Here is a 17644-nt window from a genome sequence, read left to right on the forward strand (position 1 = left end):
CCCCCGCGCCCGTGAAAACGCCGTTGGAGCCGCCGGCGGGATCGAAGCCCTAGCCTCCTGTCAGGAAAGAGGGTCGGCAGACGTGCAAGGGCGCCGGCTATTCCCGGCCGATTGGTATGGGACCGCAGCGGCCGGGCTCCCAGCGCCGAAGCGCCGAGCTATTGGGACTATTGGGAGGCGGTACCTGACGGCGGTGCGCTGCAACGCACACGATCGGGTGACGTGGCCCGGCCGGTCATGGTGAGCCCGGCCAGGAGTGGGTCAATCCTCCGGGGCAGTGCGCTCGGCCTCGTCGATGTGGACGGCTCCGAATTCGTCGGTCCAGATCTCCCACAGCACGCCTTCGAGGCGAAGGCGGCGATGACTCTCTTGGCCTGCTGCGCGGCAGTCATGCCTGATCAGCCCAGTCCACGCCGATTTTCGCCCTGATCCAGTGTTCGGCCAGGACCATCCAGTCGAATTGCTTCTTCTGGTGGTGGTCGTCCCAAGTGATCTTGTGGACGACTCCGCCCGCGTGGGCCACCCAGGCGATCTCCTCAGGTTTGATGCGGGCGTTTATTCGGTGCCGCTTCACCACCGCTTCGCCAGGACCGGCGGAGTGGAGGGTAAGGCGGACGGCGTAATGCGGACGATACTCGCCGAGCACCTTGTCGGCTTCGGTCGCTTGTCCTGGCGGGACTGCGGGATCTACGCTTGTAGGTGACATCAGAGCTCCAACCTCTGGTGAGCGGTCCCAGGTCCTAAGCCTGTGGACCGCTTTCTGTCTCAGCCGCCAGCACGTGGTGGCCTCTTGTCCCCCTCAACGCTACGATCTGAGAGTGATCAACCCCACTGACCGGCAGTACGCGTTATTGGTCGTGGGCTAGCCCAAGAGGGCAGCCTTTGACGAGAAACGCTGACCACGAGTAAGCGTTGGGAGGAGAAGCGATGGCCAAAATCGCCGACGGCCGCCCAAGACGCGCGGTCATCTCCGGATATCTGCTCAAGTTGGCCCGCGAATCCATCCCCCAATCGCAGGAGCGAATCGCCGAGGCGATCGGAGCCGATCGCACCACGATCCAATCGTGGGAGTCGGGGAAACGCCCGTTCACCTCCGTTGGATACGGCATCGCGATCGCGATCCAGCAGCGGCTACTCGCCTTTGGGGCTCGCCCCGAGCTCATTGCTGCGCTTCCAGCCGCCGTCGATGCAGACATCCTCCTGGCTGCCATCCTCGATGAGTCACCGGCGCGAGTAGACCTGCGCCACCATCCGCTGGGCTGGACGGTGCTGAACCACGATGTGGCCGAAATGCTTACGTGGGCCATCGCCGGGATCGCGCCGCGGGTGAGCGCGGCGCTCCCACCGCCAGGCCGCCGCCGCGGCCCTGTCGCCGAGCGGCCCGAGCTCTCCGCCGGCGAATCGGAGGCGTTCTTCCACAACCTGCGCGACCTGGCCGAGCGGACCACGGGCCGCGAGGAGCATCTAGTACTCCACCGGCAAGCTTGTTTCCTTTCCAGCCTTGCCCCTGCAAGCGGCGCGGCAGCATGGATTCGCCCGTCCCCTAAGACGCTGGCACATCTCCGCGCCGGTGCGGGCTGGTCGCCGTACTGGGCTGATGCCCGTTCGCTCGCGATCGCCCTCGCGCGCGTCGGCGAGCCCGACATGCTCGGCGACTTCATCACCCGGACCAGCGGCGACGAACCGTGCGAAACCGCGAACCTGAACTACTGGGCGTACTGGGTCGGCGAATGGTCGGGGCGGCAGCCGGGCGACGGATTCATGATCGACTCGGCGATGCCTTGGAGCGGCGCCCGCCTGTACGCGCACTTGACCAGCCGTTTGGAGCCGACCAGTCGCGTCGACCTCAACGTGCACTCGCTGTGGGCGCTGCTCCGCGTCCGTCCTGGGCTGCCCGCCGACGACCCCACCTCAACAGCGCGCCTGCTGCAGCAATCGGCCGTTCTGCTCGACTCGAACGTACTCTCACCCCAGGCACGCAGTGAGCTAGGCTCGGTTCGCTACGCGCTGGCCATGCAGGGACACAAGCTCACGGAGGAGCAGCAGTGACCGACTTCAGTGTCGCGGGATACCTCTTCGAGACCGGCATGCTCAAACGCGCCCGCCGCTCCGGATGGTGGGTCACCGGCATCAGAGACCCCGAGTCGATTGCCGAGCACTCCTGGCGGGCCGCGATCACCGGCATGATCATCGCCAGCATGGAAGGCGCCGACCCGACCCGGACAGCGATGCTGTGCGTACTCCACGACACCGCCGAGACCCGCATCGGCGACATCCCCCACGTCGGCCGGCGTTATCTGACGGCCGCCGCTGCGGAAGACGTCGTCGCCGACCAGGTCGCCGAATGCCCGCCGGAGGTAGCGCAGACGATCCAGGACGCCGTCGCCGAGTTCGAGGCCGGCGAGACCGCAGAGGCCCAGTGCGCCAAGGATGCAGACAAGTTGGAGTGCCTGGTGCAGGCAGTCGAGTATCAACATGGCGGCGCGGACACGATGGCCGGATGGATCGACTCCAGCCTCGCCGCGCTGAAAACGGACAGCGCTAAGGCCATCGCCGAGGACGTGCTGAAAGGCGACCCGATGGCCTGGCAGCAGACCCGCCGAACCTGACGGCGGACACGACGAAGTACCGCAGCTTCCAATCTCGTGTGCAATGAATGTGCAACGGCCCGGCGATGCCGGGCCGTTGTCGTGTGTCCGTCGCTGTGCGACCTGCAGTGAGATCGAGTTGTGGAGCCGCCGGCGGGATTCGAACCCGCAACCTACTGTTTACAAGACAGTTGCTCTGCCAATTGATGCTACAGCGGCTGGTCAGCGCGGCCGTCGCCTCGCGACGCGTCGATTGTACTCGACTCGCGGCGGGCCCTCGAAAACGACCGGAATCACCCGCTGCGACGGCCGGATGACTCCTGGTGCCGTCCCCGGACGGCTCGAAGCCTCCTGCCGCAGCTCGGGACGCGGCAGGAGGCTTCATCGCCCCTTCTAGGCGAAGGTCTCGAACTCGGCGACTCGGGGTGTGCCGCTCGAGCCGGTGATCACGAAGTTGATCTTGCGGAGCGTGGTCGGCGCGAAGGTGATGACGCCCGCCCCGCTGCCGGATGCCAGGACCGCACCGGTGTCGTGGTCGACCACCTGCCAGGATCCGATATTGCCTTCGGAGCCCGCCGCCTCGCGGATGTTGATCGAGGACACCGTGGCATCGGAGCCCCACTTGACCGAGACGCGGCCGGTCGGGCCGCTCGGTGACCAGTAGGTGCTCATGTCGCCGTCGACCACGTTGCCGTAGCTCGTTCCGCTGGCCTTGCTCGACCCGTCGGCGCCGGCCCCGATGCTGAGGTTGGTGCCGTCGGGAGGATCGGTCGGGTCGGGGTCAGTGGGGTCCGGGTCGGTCGGGTCGGGGTCGGTCGGGTCCGGGTCGGTCGGGTCCGGCGGCTCTGCGGAGCAGCTGCCGTCCGACACCAGCAGGCCCTTGCCCGCACCCGCCGTCTGTCGCACGATGTCCGGCACGCAGCCGGCATCGTCGAGGTTGTAGGAGTACGGGATGTTGACGGTGGTGGTCGACCGCGGGTTCGGGCCGGCGGGATTGGTCTCGTCGCCCGGGCTGGACCAGGTCACGTTGTCGAAGATGTTGCCGCTGACCTGCCAGTAGCCGGCCTTGTCGGTGTAGAAGGTGCCCAGGACATCCTTGGAGTCCTCGAAGTAGTTGTTGTCCACCTTGATCTTCGCGCCGACCCGGGAGTTGATGCCGGAGTCCCGGATGCCCGTGAAGTGGTTGTTGTAGGAGTGGGCCGTGCCGGCGCGGAGGAGCGGAGCACGGGACTTGAGGTCCTGGTACAGGTTGTGGTGGTACGTGACGAAGCTGTTGTCCGTGTCGCTGTCGCCGGACCCGACGAGTCCGCCGCGGTCGGAGCCGCGCAGGATGCTGTAGGACAGGGTCACGTACTGGGTGTTGTTCTTCAGGTCGAACAGCCCGTCGTACCCATCGCTCTCCCCGCCCGACGCCTCGAGGGTGACGTGGTCGACCCAGACGTTGCGGACGTTGCTCTCCATGCCGATGGCGTCGCCGCCGTTGGAGGTGGGCGAGCCCGACTTCTTGACGTTCCGGACGGTCACGTTCTGGATGATGATGTTGCTGGAGTCGCGGACGTGGATGCCGATCTGGTCGAAGACGGCGCCGCTCCCGACCCCGAGGATCGTGATGTTGCTGATGTTCTTCAGCTCGATCACGTCGTCGGCGGTGTCGCAGCTGTCCCCGGACACCTTGCTGGTGTTGCCGTGGTTGATGGTGCCCGAGACCTCGATGATGATCGGCGTGCTGGAGCTGGCGCGGTTGCACAGGGCCGCATGGAGCTCAGTGCCCGTGTTGGCCCGGACCGTCTGTCCGCCCGCGCCGCCGGTGGTCCCGCCGTTCTGGGTCGCGTACCCGGTGGCGCCGCTGGTCTGCGCCGAAGCCTGGGTTATCGACATGGCGACGCCGGCGGCGACCACGGCCGCCGTGGCCAGTGCCGTCCCGACTCGTAGTGCGATCTTTCGTCGCATCGGTGTGCCTCCTCGGAATGCTATCGATGTATGTCGATAAGTCTAAGGAAAGGGTTTTCTGGGAGTCAAGGCTTCTGCGCAACCGTTTGCAGAGAAATTCGAGCCCTCCGACCGCTCCAGCACGCACGGTGAGGCGATCATCGACCGAGAAGGAAGCTATGGCGCAATCGCTTGCTCGGGCCGCGCGAGGGTGACGGCCTCGGTTTCCGGGCCCGGTCAGACCTCGCGGAAGGAGTAGAGCTGCGTGCCGCCTTCCAGGAAGCAGGCGAGGTGGACGTCGGAGGCGCCGCAGGCATAGACCTCGAAGGCGTCATTGAGCAGGTGGCGCGAGCCGTCGCGCACGCCGAGGCCGATGACCTTGCCGGTGCTCAGGCCGTAGGACGCCTCCTGGGGGAAGGCGAGGGCACTGCCGCCGTCGATCCCCTGGAAGGTCTCGTCCCTGCTCTCGTCGACATTGTCGAAGTCCGCGTCGACGACCTGCGTGCGGACGTCGTTGCCCTCGTAGTACTCGACGAGGAGCCGGTCGCCGACCGCTTCGACGCCCGCGTAGTCGAACTCGTCGAACTTGTGGACGATCTCCCCTTCGGCGGCGTCGTAGACGCTGAACTTGTAGACGTCGGTCGCGTCGCCGTGGGTCTCCCAGACGCAGATGCGCTCCTCGCCGCAGCGCACCATGCCGACCGGTTCGACGCCTTCGTCGCGGATCCGCTCGGAGTCGATCGGTTCGAGCGTCTCGATGTCGTAGACGTTGACCCAGTAGCCGTTGTCCTCGGCCTTGGTGACGTACAGGCGGCCGTTGAAGGCGTAGTAGCTGTCGTCGACCGATTCGACGTTGTCGGCGGCGAGCTCCTCGCCGGAGTCCATGTCGAGGACGTGAACGACGTCATCACTGGTCAGCACCCATATCCGGCCGTCGCCGTTGGCTTCGGGGCTCCGCTCGACCAGGTCATCGGCCGGTCCGACGAGGCCCCAGTTCGCGATGGTGACGCCGTCCTCGGCGTCGCCCAGGTCCCAGGAGCGTTCCTCCTCGCCGCGGCTGTCGTATACGGTGACGCTGTTGCCGCCCTCCCAGGCGGAGACGAGCCGGTCGTCGACGCGGGCGGCCGTCCCGGAGGGGAGGCTCCGCTCCCGGAGGGTCTCGCCGGTCTCCGCGTCGAGGAAGTACCAGGTGTAGCCGTCGCTACCGTCGACGTAGGAGTCCTCCTGGGCGAACGCGATGATGCCGTCGGAGAGGTAGAAGGTCCCCGTCCACCCGGCGCCCTCGATGACGGTGTCGCCGTCCCACAGCTCCTCGCCGGTCTCGGTGGCGACGGCGCGCACGTGGAGTTCCTCGCCCGAATCGACGTCGCTGTTGGCGGCGGTGTAGACGAACACGGCCGTCTCCTCGAAGACGCGCACGTGGTAGACCCCGTCGTTGCCCTCGGCTTCGAGCGGGATCGTGTCGCCGACCTCGGTCAGCTCGGTGAAGTCGCGCTGCTTGTAGGGATTGGTGAAGTACATCCACAACAGCGGCGCGGCGATGGCGAGCACGGCGATGACGGCACCGATCGCGATGAGCTTGTTGCGCTTGGCGTGGTCCGGTTTGGGCGCGCCCGGCATCGGCAGCGGGTAGGTCGCGTCGGGCGGGCTCGCCTGGGGCGGGAGGCTGCCGGGTTGCGTGACCGTGGCCGGGGACTGCGCGGCCGGCGGCGACATCACCGGCGGGGTGACCGGCGCCGGGCCGCTCACGGCGACGGCGGCGCCCTCCGAGACGGGCAGCTCGGGCTGTTCGAGCGCGGTCGGGGCGATCCCGAGCTGCTCGTGGAGGACCTTGGCGACCAGGGGCATGCGGCTGGAGCCGCCGACGAGGAAGAGTCCGGCGAGCTCCTCGCTGCGCCGGCCGGTGAGGCCGAGGACGCGCTGCGTCTCGCCGACCGCGCGCGACAGGAGCGGGCGGGCGAGCTGGTCGAGCTCGCCGCGGGTCAGGTGCAGGGCCTGCTCCATGCCGGGGACGGCCACGGGGGCGACCGAGGAGCGCGAGAGCATCTCCTTGGCGCCGCGCACATCGTTCCACAGGGCCCTGCGGTCGCGCAGCTCCGAGGCGGTGGAGGGATGCTCGAGCCGCTTCCACAGGTCCGGATCGCGCTGCTTGACGGTGGTGCCGATGTGGGCGACGAGCGCGGCGTCGAAGTCGAGGCCGCCGAGGTCGGGAAGGCCGCCGTCGGCGACGACCCCGAAGGAGCCGTCGCTTCGGCGCTCGACGACGGCGATGTCGAGGGTGCCGCCGCCGAAGTCGAACACGGCGAGGGCCTGCCCGGGGTTCATCGGGTTGGCCAGGCGGTTCGTGTAGTAGTGCGCGGCGGCCACCGGCTCGGTGACGATCTGCACGGGCGGGTAGCCGGCCTTGGCCGCGGCGTCGTGCAGGGCGGCGCGCCGCTGCTCGCCCCACGCCGCCGGGCAGGTGAGCACGGTGCGCGGGAGCCCGCCGATCGCCTCGACGCACTGCTGGGCGACGCGGGTGAGGATCGCCGAGAACGCGGCCGTCACCTGGATCTCGCGATCGCCGAGGAGGATCGTGCCGTCCGAGATCCGCTGCTTCGGGTTGGGCTCGAACCGTTCGGGCGCGGTGGGGCCGAGCCGCTCCGCGTCCCGCCCCACGTGGATGGTCCCGGCCTCGTCCAGGAACACGGCCGAGGGCATGACCGGCGAGCCGTCGAACAGCAGCGGACGGGTGCGGCCGTCGGGCCAGACCACGACGGCGACCGTGTGCGAGGTACCGAGGTCGACGCTGAGGAGGTAATCAGCCGGCATGTGGTTGCAGCTCCGAGGGACGTGGCTTGCGGGGCGGGTGGGTTCTAGACTAGGCAGTCGCGTCTAGCGGCGCTGACGCTGGACCTCGGCAAGCGCGATCGAGGCGGCGACGGAGGCGTTGAGCGATTCGACCTCGGAAGCGATCGGGATGCCGACGCGGTAGTCGCAGGTCTCGGAGACGAGCCGCGAGACGCCCTTGCCCTCGTCGCCGACGACGATGAGCAGCGGGTCGTTCGCCACGGGCAGGTCGAACACGTCGGCGTCGCCGCCGGCGTCGAGCGCGACCGTCATGTACCCGGCTTCCTGACAGGTCTTGACGGTGCGGGCGAGGTTGACGACCTTGGAGACGGGCAGGCGCGCGGCGGCGCCGGCCGAGGTCCGCCAGGCCACGGCGGTGACCGAGGCGGCGCGCCGGGACGGGATGACGAGTCCGTGGCCGCCGAAGGCGGCGGTGGAGCGGATGATCGCCCCGAGGTTGCGCGGGTCGGTGACACCGTCGAGGGCGACCAGGAGCGGCGCGGTGCCGCTGGTCTTCGCGGTCTGGAGCAGCTCGTCGAAGTCGGCGTACTCGAACGGTTCGATCTCCAGGCCGATGCCCTGGTGCATCGCGTTGTTGGTGCGACGGTCCAGGTCGCGGCGGGCGAGTTCCTTGACCGGCAGGTCGCGGTTGTTCGCGATCCGGACGGACTCGGCGACGCGGTCGTCGATCTCGGTGCCGAACGCGACGTACAGGGCCGTGGCGGGCACCTTCGCGCGCAGGGCCTCCACGACGGGGTTGCGGCCGAGGATCATCTCGGGCTCGTCGCTGTGCCGCTCGCGCTTCGGCTTGGGCTTGCCGATGTTGGTGGTGCGGCCCTCGGCGGCGGCCTTGGCGCGCTCCTTGGACTGCTTCCACTGGGTCTTCTTCGGCTTGTCCTCGCCCTCGTAGGACTTGTGCCAGGGGCGGTCCTCGGCCTTGAGGGTGCGGCCCTTCCCGGCCAGGCCCTTCTTCTGGCCTCCGGAGCCCTTGGCAGGGCCGGCCTTCGAGGTCTTGCGGCGGTTCGGGTGGCCGCCCTTGCTGCTGCTCACGTGCGTTCTTCCCCCGTGCGGTTATCGATGAACGGTCCAGACGGGACCACGAGGGGTGTCTTTCACAGTCACGCCAGCGCGGGCCAGTTCGTCGCGGATGCGATCGGCGGCGGCGTAGTCCTTGCGGCTGCGCGCCTCGGCTCGCTGTTCGAGCGCGATCGCGACCAGCGAGTCGATTACGCCGGTCAATTCGGCGTCGGCGGGCTCGTCCCAGTGCGGGTCGAGCGGATCGAGGCCGAGCTGATCGAGCATAGCTCGGACCGAGCGGGCGGCGTCGGCCGCGGCGGCGTCGTCGCCGGCGTCGAGGGCGGTGTTGCCCTCGCGGGCGGTGTCGTGGACGGCGGCGATGGCGGCCGGCGTGTTGAGGTCGTCGTCCATGGCGGCGCCGAACGCGTCGGTGAGGGCGCCGCCGATGGTCGATTCGGCGCCGAGCTGCTCGACGGCGCGGTGGGCGAAGTTCGACAGGCGGTCCCACGCGGACTGGGCTTCACCGAGGGCGGCCTCGGAGAAGTCGAGCGGGGAGCGGTATTGCGCGGTGGTGAGGTAGTAGCGGATGTCGACGGGCCGGTAGCCCTTCTCGCCGAGGGCCTCGACGCTGAGCACGTTGCCCATGGACTTGCTCATCTTGCTGCCGGAGAGGTTGAGCATGCCGTTGTGGACCCAGTATGCGGCGAAGCCGAGGCCGGCGCCCCTGGATTGGGCGAGTTCGTTCTCGTGGTGGGGGAACATGATGTCGGTGCCGCCGCCGTGGATGTCGAACTCGTCGCCGAGGTAGCGGCGGGACATGGCGGAGCATTCGATGTGCCAGCCGGGGCGGCCGGGCCCCCACGGGGAGGTCCAGGCGGCGTCGAGCGGCTCGCCCGCCTTGTGGGCCTTCCACAGGCCGAAGTCGCGGGGGTCGCGCTTGTCGCCGGCGTCGGGGCTGGAGAGCATGTCGTCGGGGCGGCGGTGGGAGAGCTCGCCGTAGTCGGGCCAGGAGGAGACGGAGAACCAGACGTCGCCGGCGTCGGTGGCGTAGGCGTGGCCGCGGGCGATGAGCTCGGTGATGAGGTCGATCATCTGCGTGATGTGGCCGGTGGCGCGCGGCTCGTAGGTCGGGGCTTCGACGCCGAGGGCGGCGTAGCCGGCGGCGAGCTTGCGTTCGTTCTCGTAGGCGATGGCCCACCAGGGCCGGCCCTGCTCCTGCCCGCGGACGAGGATCTTGTCGTCGATGTCGGTGATGTTGCGCACGTAAGTGACCCGGTAGCCGCTGCGGCGCAGCCAGCGGATGAGGACGTCGTAGGCGACGCCGGACCGGAGGTGGCCGATGTGCGGCGGCCCTTGGACGGTGAGGCCGCACAGGTACACGCCGACCTCCCCGCTCTTCCGGGGCCGGAAGTCGCGGACGGATCGGGTGCCGGTGTCGTACAGTCGCAGGCTCACCCGGCAAGTTTAACGGTCGGCCCGTCCCGGGCGGCGGTGCCCGGGCCGGGCCCCGCAGCGTGTCAGGCGGTGCGCCTGCGGGCGTTGAGCGGCGTGGGCGGTCATACGCGGGTACTACGCGGCGAGCCGTCTCCTACTTCAGGAGGAGCCGGGAACCGGTCCGCGAGGGGACGCAGCCGGAGCTTGCGAGGACCTACGCTGTGGTGGTGTGGCGGTCCCGACCACACCGGAATAGGAGCACGATGATTACCGCAAGTGGCCTGTACAAGCAGTACAGGAATACCGTGGCGGTGAACGACTTGTCGTTCGAAGTCCGCCCCGGCGTGGTCACTGGCTTCCTGGGCCCCAACGGCTCCGGCAAGTCCACGACCATGCGACTGATGCTCGGCCTCGACCACGGTGGAGGCGAGACGCTGTTCGACGGCGAGCCCTTCACCTCGATCCGCAGGCCGATGAACAAGGTCGGCGCACTGCTCGAGGCGAAACCCTTCCACCCCACCCGCAACGCTCGGAACCACCTGAAGATGCTCGCCAGCGCCAACGGCGTCTCGGCCTCGAGGATCGACGAGGTCATGGAGCTGGTCGGCCTGGAGGCGGTGAAGCGCAAGAAGCCGAAGGGCTACTCGCTGGGCATGGCCCAGCGCCTGGGCCTGGCGCAGGCGCTGCTGGGCGACCCTGGGATCCTGCTGCTGGACGAGCCGACGAACGGCCTCGACCCGCACGGCATCCACTGGATGCGCGACATGCTCAAGCACCTGGCCTCGCAGGGCCGCACGATCTTCGTCTCCAGCCACCTGCTCTCGGAGATGCAACTGATGGCGGACGAACTGGTCGTCATCGGCCGGGGCCACATGATCTTCAACGGCGACGTCGACGAGTTCGTGCGCGAGTTCACCGCCTCGACCGTGATCGTCCGCAGCCCGTCGGCGACCGAGTTCGCCGAGCGCCTCGAAGTCGCGGGCGCGACCGTCGTCAAGGGCGGCGACGGCGAACTGGTCGTCACCGGCATGGAGATCGGCGCGGTGGGGCATCTGGCGTTCACCGAGGGGATCGAACTGGCCGAGCTGTCGAGCCAGCGGGCCTCCCTCGAAGAGGCGTTCATGTCCGCCACCGGCTCGGCCGAGGAGTTCGTCGCGACCGAGCCGGTCGCCACCGTGAAGCCGGAAGGGGCCGATCGTGCTTGATGCTCTGCGATACGAATGGACGCGGCTGACGACGCTGCGTTCGACTTACTGGCTCATCGGCATCGGCCTGCTGTGCGCGGCGGGGATCGCCGTGATCCTCGGCTTCGCGGCCCGCAATGAGCCGCTGGACCCCGAGATCCTGTCCGTCGCCGTCAACGGCGGGGCCGCGTTCGGCATCCCGTTCCTGGCGGTCTTCCTGGCCATCGTCGGGATCTTCGCCACCGGCCACGAGTACCGGCACGGGACGATCCAGCCGACGCTGACGGCCCTGCCGCAGCGCTCGCGGCTCATCGCCGCGAAAATCATCGTGGTCGCCGCCACCACCATCGTGGTCACCGTCGTGTCGATGCTGATCAACACCGGCGTGGTGCTGCTCTTCTGGGGCGAGGTGCCGGGGCTGTTCGAGAGTCCGCTCAGCGACGCGCTGTTCGGGTACCTGGTGTACACGCTGATCTACGCGATGGTCGGCCTCGGGCTGGGCCTGCTGTTCCGCGGTGTGCCCTCGGCCCTGGTCGTGATCTTCCTGATGCCCTTGATCATCGAATCGGTGATCTTCGGTATGGCCATGATCCCGGCCTTGGACTGGCTGGTCCCGGTGGTGAAGTTCCTGCCGTTCAGCGCCGGTGCGCAGCTCATGACGATCGGACCGGCGGACATGGGCATGGGCGAGGGCGGGCCGGACTTCGACCTGTTCGGCCGCTGGGGCGGCGGCGCCGTGTTCGCCGTGTTCGCGGCGGTCATCATCGGTGCGGCTTGGGCCCTGTTCAAGAAGCGCGACGCCTGAGGCGACGCTTGATACGGCCGCGGCCCCCGGGAAACACCCCCCGGGGGCCGCGGCTCTTCGGCTTGCTACCGCCCTTCGAGTTCGCGCCGGACGAGGTCGGCGGTCTCGATGGAGTTGAGCGCGGCGCCCTTCATGAGGTTGTCGCCGACGACGAAGAACTCGAGCGAGTTCGGGAAGTCGATGGACTGGCGGACGCGCCCGACCTGGGTGCCGGGCTTGCCGACGCCGTCGATGGGCGTCGGGTAGACCGAGTTGGCAGGGTCGTCGACGAGGTCGACGCCGTCGGCGGCCTCGAGGACCCGGTGGGCCGCCTCGACGGTGACGTCGCGTTCGAAGGTGGCGTGGACGGCCTGGGAGTGGCCGACCGCGACGGGGACGCGCACGCATGTGGAGGCGACCTTGAGCTCGGGCAGGCCGAGGATCTTGCGGGACTCGCCTCGCACCTTGAGCTCCTCGGAGGTCCAGCCGCCGTCCCTCCAGCCGCCGACCTTGGGGACGACGTTGAGCGCGAGCGGCGCGCCGAACGGCGCGTTGAAGTCCTCGCCGAGGACGGCGCGGACGTCGCCGGTCTCGGTGCCGATGCGGTCGACGCCGGCGGTCTTGGCGATCTGGTCGTAGAGGGCTTCGAGGCCTTCCTTGCCGGAGCCGGAGGCGGCCTGGTAGGACGCGACGGACATCGAGACGAGGCCGAAGGCCTTGTCGAGCGCGGCGAGCGTCGGGATGAGCGCGAGCGTGGTGCAGTTGGCGTTGGCGATGATGCCCTTGGGGCGGTCGCGGACGGCCTCGGGGTTGGCCTCGCGGCACACCAGCGGCACGTCCGGGTCCATGCGGAAGTGCGCGGACTTGTCGATAACGACGGCGCCCTTGGCGGCGGCGACGGGCACCCATTCGGCGCTGACCTCGTCGGGCAGGTCGAAGTGGGCGATGTCGATGCCGTCGAAGGCGTCCTCGCCGATGGCCTGGACGGTGATCTGCTCGTCGCCGACGGGCAGGACCTTGCCGGCGCTGCGGGCGGAGGCGATGAGGCGGATCTCACCCCAGTTGTCGCGTTCGGCGGCGATGAGGCGGCGCATGATGCCGCCGACGACGCCGGTGGCGCCGACGATGGCGACGTTGAGTTTGCGTGTCATGGCTATCGCCCCGTCCCGGCGTAGACGACGGCCTCTTCGTGGCCGCCGAGCTCGAACTTGTCGTGGACGGCGCGGACGGCGTCGTCGAGCTCGGTGTCGCGGCAGACCACCGAGATGCGGATCTCGGAGGTGGAGATGATCTCGATGTTCACTCCGGCGTCGGCCAGTGCCTGGCAGAAGTTCGCGGTCACGCCCGGGTGCGAGCGCATCCCGGCGCCGACCAGGGAGATCTTGCCGATGTTCTCGTCGTAGATGAGCTTGTCGAACCCGACGACGTCCTGGTGCTTCTTGAGCGCCTCGGTGGCCTTGCGGCCGGAGTCCTTCGGGAGCGTGAACGAGATGTCGGTGTGGCCGTTGCCGGTGGTCGACACGTTCTGGACGATCATGTCGATGTCGATCTCGGCGTCGGCGATGATCTGGAAGATCGAGGCGGCGGCGCCCGGCTTGTCGGGCACGCGCGTGACGGTGATCTTGGCTTCGGAGCGGTCGTGCGCGACGCCGCTGATGAGTGCTTGCTCCACGGGCAGCTCCTCCATGTAACCCGACACGATCGTGCCGGTCTTGGTCGAGTACGACGAGCGGACATGCAGCGGGATGCCGTAGCGGCGGGCGTATTCCACGCTGCGCAGATGCAGGATCTTGGCGCCGGAGGCGGCCATCTCCAGCATCTCTTCGAACGTGATCGTCTCCAAGCGCTTCGCGTTGGGGACGATCCGCGGGTCGGCCGAGTAGACGCCGTCGACGTCGGAGTAGATCTCGCACACGTCGGCGCCCAGGGCGGCGGCCAGCGCGACCGCGGTGGTGTCCGAGCCGCCGCGCCCGAGCGTGGTGATGTCCTTGGTGTCCTGGCTGACGCCCTGGAACCCGGCCACGATGGTGATGTAGCCCTCGTCGAGCGAGGAGCGGATGCGGCCTGGCGTGACATCGATGATGCGGGCCTCGCCGTGGGAGGCGGTGGTGAGCATCCCCGCCTGGGACCCCGTGAACGACCTGGCCTGGAAGCCGAGGTTGTTGATGGCCATGGCCAGCAGCGACATGGATATCCGCTCTCCGGCGGTCAGCAGCATGTCGAGCTCGCGCGGCTCGGGCAGGGGCGAGACCTGAGCCGCCAGGTCCATCAGCTCATCGGTCGTGTCGCCCATGGCCGATACGACCACGACGACGTCGTCACCCCGCTTTCGGGTGTCGACTATTCGTTTCGCCACGCGCTTCACGCGTTCGGCATTCTCGACCGATGATCCGCCGTACTTCTGCACGACCAGCGCCACGGGATTCACCTCACGTCTGTTGTCTCGGGTGCTGTCGTGCTGCCCAGTTCGCGGGCAGCCACATCACCTTAGCCGCGGGCTGCGGCGTGGCGCCAGGTCGATCCGCTTCGCGGGGCCCACAATCGCGCTGTGGCAAGGATTAGGACAGGCATCACAGTGGCCTCGATCACGCTGTTGGCGGGCTGTGGGACGGCGACGGTCGTCGATGAACCGGCGCCGGCGCCGCGCCCGGTGAGCGCGCACGCGACGCTCATCGGGCGGGTCTCGAAGGCGCTGGACGAGGCGTTCACGGCCGAGTACGAGCGCTCGGACGGGACGGTGGTGACGGTGTGGGCGGCCGAGGACGGGACGTGGCGGGTGGACGTGCCCGGCTGGGGCCACGGCGGGGCCGTGGACGTGTCGGTGGCGTGGACGACCGGCGGGTTCTTCCAGTGCGCCGACGAGCAGTGCGTGAAGCTCGCGGGAATCACCGGCCAGATCCCCTCGGAGTTCGACCCCGAGGTGCAGCGGCCGTTCGTCGAATGGCTGCCGCAGCTGCTGGACCGGCACCTGCCGTTCGCGGTGTCGCAGGAGGGCGACTGCTTCACGCTGACGCGGAACACGGTGGTGGTGCAGGCGCCGATCCCGGCCGGCGAGTGGTGCCTGGACGGTTCCGGGACGATCCTGTCGGTGACGATCGGCGATGTCGGGTCGCTGACACTGCTCGGCGACCCGGAGCCGGCGGTGGCGACCGTGGAGCTGCCCGGGGAGGTCGCCGATGCGGAGCCGGTGGGCCGCAAGGCGCCGGAGCCGCCCGAGGAGACGCCCTCGCCCGGCGCGTCGACCTCGCCGAGCCCCTCGGTGACGCCGAGTCCGTCGCCCGACGGCTCGGACGATGAGTAAGGAAGACGACACGCGCACCCGAAATCGGGCCGGGCCGTGGCAACATGAAGGTTGGCCGACCGGCCACCGAAGCCGAACACACCATTACGGGTGATAGCGCATGAACGGACCGACCGACCGGCACGCCCAGACGTCCGTGCCGATCCATCCGCTGCTGGCGAGCCGCCAGTCGACCCGCGCCTTCGAAGCGGGCGTGGACCTGGCCGACGAGCAGGTGGCCTCCCTCCTCGAGGCGGCCCGGTGGGCGCCGTCGGCGGGGAACACGCAGCCGTGGCGGTTCATCCTCGCCAAGCGGGACGACCCCGAGTTCAAGCGGGTGCTCGACTGCCTCAACGAAGGCAACGCCGAGTGGGCGCAGCACGCCTCGGCGCTGCTGGTGGCCGTCCGCGTCGAAGCGAACGAGAAGGGCCCGCTGCCGCACGCCGCGTACGATCTGGGCCAGTCGATGGCGCACCTGACGTTCCAGGCCGCCGCCGAGGGCCTGACGGTGCGGCAGATGGGCGGCTTCGACGGCGAGGCGATCGCCGCCGAATTCGAGCTGCCGGACGCGTACAAGCCGACGTCGGTCGCCGCGATAGGCGTGGCCGGCGACCCCGGCCTGCTCGCCGAATCGGTCGCGGGCCCCGACCGCAGCCCCCGGCGCCGCCTGGGCTTGGACGAGCTCCTCATCGGCGCCTGATGCGTCTCAGCATCCAGACATCACATCGACCGCCGTGCACGCCGGGTGTAAGCTCGACGGCAATCATGCGGTACACGATGCTCCTTAGCTGCCGCGGCGGGGCCCACTAGGTCGGCTCCCTCGCCGCGGGTGCTCGCATGCCGGCTGGCAATGACAACCGCGACTCAAGGAGCAACCGTTGACTTCCCCATCGTTCGCCGACCGCGTCCAGCGATACCGGCCCTACCGCGAGCAGTTCACCGTCGACCTGCCCGACCGCGCCTGGCCCGACAAGGTCACCGACACCGCGCCGGTATGGTGCGCCGTCGACCTGCGCGACGGCAACCAGGCCCTCATCGACCCGATGACGCCCGACCGCAAGAAGGCCATGTTCCAGCTGCTGGTCGACATGGGCTACAAGGAGATCGAAGTGGGGTTCCCCTCGGCCTCCCAGAACGACTTCGACTTCGTGCGGCTCCTGATCGAACAGGATCTCATCCCCGACGACGTCACCATCCAGGTCCTGACCCAGTGCCGCGAGCACCTGATCGAGCGGACCTTCGAGAGCCTGCGCGGCGCGAAGCAGGCCATCGTCCACTTCTACAACTCCACTTCGGTGCTGCAGCGGCGCGTCGTGTTCGGCCTCGACAAGGACGGCATCACCGACATCGCCACGCAGGGCGCGCGGCTGTGCATGAAGTACGCCGAGGCCATCACCCCCGACACGGCGATCCGCTACGAGTACTCCCCCGAGTCCTACACCGGCACCGAGCTCGAGTACGCCCTGGAGGTGTGCTCGAAGGTCGCCGAGATCATCCGGCCCACCCCCGACTGGCCGCTCATCGTCAACCTGCCGGCCACCGTCGAGATGGCGACGCCGAACGTGTACGCCGACTCGATCGAGTGGATGCACCGCAAGCTGCCGAACCGCTCCTCGATCGTGCTGTCGGTGCACCCGCACAACGACCGCGGCACCGGCGTGGCCGCCGCCGAGCTGGCCCTCCAGGCCGGCGCCGACCGCGTCGAGGGCTGCCTGTTCGGCAACGGCGAGCGCACCGGCAACGTGTGCCTGGTGACGCTCGGCCTGAACCTGTTCAGCCAGGGCGTGGACCCGAAGATCGACTTCTCGAACATCGACGAGATCAAACGCGCCGTCGAGTACTGCAACCAGCTGCCCGTCCACGAGCGACACCCCTACGCCGGCGACCTGGTGTACACGGCGTTCTCCGGCTCGCACCAGGACGCGATCAAGAAGGGCTTCGCGTACCTGGCGAAGGACGCCGAGAACGCGGGAGTCGCGGTGGACGACTTCACGTGGGGCGTGCCGTACCTGCCGATCGACCCCAAGGACGTCGGGCGCAGCTACGAGGCGGTCATCCGCGTCAACTCCCAGTCCGGCAAGGGCGGGGTCGCCTACGTCATGCACTCGGAATACGGCTTCGACCTGCCGCGGCGCATGCAGATCGAGTTCAGCCAGGCGATCCAGCGGCACACCGACGCCTCTGGCAAAGAGGTGTCCACCAAGGAGATCCACGACATCTTCCGCCGCGAGTACCACCCGGACTACCAGCCGCGCCGCCGCCTGGTCGTCGACGACCACACCACCTCGTACGCCGACGAGACGCTCACCCTGGACGCCGAGATCACCTTCGACGGCGTCGAGCAGAAGGTCAGCGGCACCGGCAACGGACCACTGTCGGCGTTCACCGACGCCCTGGCGACGGTCGGCGTCCAGATCGAGGTGCTCGACTACGCCGAGCACGCCCTGTCGGCCGGCCAGCACGCGCAGGCCGCGTCGTACGTGGAGTGCGTGATCGACGGCAAGACGGTCTGGGGCGCCGGCGTCCACCCGAACATCGTCCTGGCGACGATGCGGGCGGTGGCCAGCGCCTACAACCGCGCCTGACCTGCAGCGAAGGG

General features: G+C 68.8%; 14 protein-coding genes and 1 tRNA gene. 7 read left to right on the plus strand and 8 right to left on the minus strand.

Going from position 1 to position 17644, the window contains the following annotated elements; all coding sequences use genetic code 11:
* Nucleotides 1-388: 388 nt before the first annotated feature.
* Entirely contained in the window at nt 389-706 is a 318-nt protein-coding gene (locus ACYVK3_RS03250) for a hypothetical protein (RefSeq protein ID WP_460495817.1), read from the minus strand.
* 221 nt (nt 707-927) lie between these two features.
* Here ACYVK3_RS03250 and ACYVK3_RS03255 point away from each other — a divergent pair, with 221 nt between their 5' ends.
* Both ACYVK3_RS03255 and ACYVK3_RS03260 read left to right on the plus strand, forming a co-directional pair.
* The gene (locus tag ACYVK3_RS03255) at nt 928-2049 is read left to right on the plus strand and encodes a transcriptional regulator (protein WP_460495818.1); all 1122 of its coding nucleotides are present in this window, start codon (nt 928-930) and stop codon (nt 2047-2049) included.
* A 38-nt stretch (nt 2050-2087) separates the two neighbouring features.
* Nucleotides 2088-2609 (plus strand): HD domain-containing protein, encoded by a 522-nt coding sequence (locus tag ACYVK3_RS03260; protein WP_460495928.1) that lies wholly within the window; start codon nt 2088-2090, stop codon nt 2607-2609.
* Between the two features lie 121 nt (nt 2610-2730).
* Here ACYVK3_RS03260 and ACYVK3_RS03265 read toward each other — a convergent pair.
* The 5 genes from ACYVK3_RS03265 to cysS form a co-directional block, all read right to left on the minus strand.
* A tRNA-Thr gene (locus ACYVK3_RS03265) sits at nt 2731-2807 on the minus strand.
* A gap of 174 nt (nt 2808-2981) precedes the next feature.
* Nucleotides 2982-4538 carry a pectate lyase family protein gene (locus ACYVK3_RS03270; protein WP_460495819.1) on the minus strand — a complete coding sequence of 519 codons (1557 nt, stop codon included), beginning with the start codon at nt 4536-4538 and terminating at the stop codon, nt 2982-2984.
* Between the two features lie 216 nt (nt 4539-4754).
* Complete coding sequence (locus tag ACYVK3_RS03275; protein WP_460495820.1) at nt 4755-7328, minus strand: Hsp70 family protein; 2574 nt, start codon at nt 7326-7328, stop codon at nt 4755-4757.
* Between the two features lie 63 nt (nt 7329-7391).
* On the minus strand, nt 7392-8396 hold the full coding sequence (rlmB, locus tag ACYVK3_RS03280; RefSeq protein WP_460495821.1) for a TrmH family RNA methyltransferase: 1005 nt from the start codon (nt 8394-8396) through the stop codon (nt 7392-7394).
* Nucleotides 8397-8417: 21 nt separating this feature from the next.
* A complete protein-coding gene (gene cysS / locus ACYVK3_RS03285; protein ID WP_460495822.1) occupies nt 8418-9818 on the minus strand; it encodes a cysteine--tRNA ligase in 1401 nt (466 codons plus the stop codon).
* A 242-nt stretch (nt 9819-10060) separates the two neighbouring features.
* Between cysS and ACYVK3_RS03290 the strand changes: the two genes are divergently transcribed.
* Both ACYVK3_RS03290 and ACYVK3_RS03295 read left to right on the plus strand, forming a co-directional pair.
* Entirely contained in the window at nt 10061-11002 is a 942-nt protein-coding gene (locus ACYVK3_RS03290; RefSeq protein ID WP_460495823.1) for an ABC transporter ATP-binding protein, read from the plus strand.
* Nucleotides 10995-11786: an ABC transporter permease subunit gene (locus ACYVK3_RS03295; RefSeq protein WP_460495824.1), complete on the plus strand. Its 792-nt coding sequence runs from the start codon at nt 10995-10997 to the stop codon at nt 11784-11786. Before ACYVK3_RS03290 ends, ACYVK3_RS03295 begins: the two co-directional genes overlap by 8 nt.
* A 65-nt stretch (nt 11787-11851) precedes the next feature.
* On the opposite strand, the gene ACYVK3_RS03300 is transcribed toward ACYVK3_RS03295, so the two are convergent.
* Both ACYVK3_RS03300 and ACYVK3_RS03305 read right to left on the minus strand, forming a co-directional pair.
* Nucleotides 11852-12916, minus strand: coding sequence for an aspartate-semialdehyde dehydrogenase (locus ACYVK3_RS03300; protein ID WP_460495825.1), 1065 nt, complete (start codon nt 12914-12916; stop codon nt 11852-11854).
* Nucleotides 12917-12918: 2 nt separating this feature from the next.
* Entirely contained in the window at nt 12919-14184 is a 1266-nt protein-coding gene (locus ACYVK3_RS03305; RefSeq protein WP_460495826.1) for an aspartate kinase, read from the minus strand.
* Between the two features lie 156 nt (nt 14185-14340).
* On the opposite strand from ACYVK3_RS03305, the gene ACYVK3_RS03310 reads away from it, so the two are divergent.
* The 3 genes from ACYVK3_RS03310 to leuA all read left to right on the plus strand — a co-directional run bounded on the left by ACYVK3_RS03310 (nt 14341) and on the right by leuA (nt 17630).
* Entirely contained in the window at nt 14341-15066 is a 726-nt protein-coding gene (locus ACYVK3_RS03310; RefSeq protein ID WP_460495827.1) for a hypothetical protein, read from the plus strand.
* A gap of 100 nt (nt 15067-15166) precedes the next feature.
* Entirely contained in the window at nt 15167-15745 is a 579-nt protein-coding gene (locus ACYVK3_RS03315; RefSeq protein WP_460495828.1) for a nitroreductase family protein, read from the plus strand.
* 178 nt (nt 15746-15923) lie between these two features.
* Nucleotides 15924-17630, plus strand: coding sequence for a 2-isopropylmalate synthase (leuA, locus tag ACYVK3_RS03320; protein WP_460495829.1), 1707 nt, complete (start codon nt 15924-15926; stop codon nt 17628-17630).
* Nucleotides 17631-17644 lie beyond the last annotated feature (14 nt).

This window comes from Glycomyces tarimensis (genome assembly GCF_054776215.1).